This is a genomic window from Streptococcus mitis, assembly GCF_946188585.1.
Classification (GTDB): domain Bacteria; phylum Bacillota; class Bacilli; order Lactobacillales; family Streptococcaceae; genus Streptococcus; species Streptococcus mitis_DG.
Window position 1 is genome coordinate 1 of the sequence record NZ_CAMHVI010000022.1, and the last position, 329, is coordinate 329.

General features: G+C 41.9%; 1 protein-coding gene. It reads right to left on the reverse strand.

Going from position 1 to position 329, the window contains the following annotated elements; translation table 11 throughout:
* A partial coding sequence (locus N8M66_RS09290) for an LXG domain-containing protein (RefSeq protein WP_261047223.1) occupies positions 1-329 on the reverse strand: 329 nt, incomplete at both ends.

Consider the following 329-nt stretch of genomic DNA (forward strand, 5'->3'; position numbering starts at 1 on the left):
GCCGTCGTTATCACGCTAGTTGATGGATCTGTCAGTGAAATGATGTCCGCTATATCTGAGTAAGTGCTTGATGTATCCCGCTGGATATAAGACAAGGCTTGAGTAATGCCCGGGAAGATAGCGCTCAGTTCTGAGAGATAATCAGTATTGATAATGGCATTGGAATCACTCTCTCCCACCTCTGACTGAAAAGTCGTGATAAAAGCATCATAATCCTTTGACATAATGTCTAAGGCGCTCTCATAGTTCTGGAGGAGAGGAAGTTGATGATACTTGATTTTCGCATCAATAGCTGTCCTAACAGTTCCTTCTAAGGATTCTTTATTGTT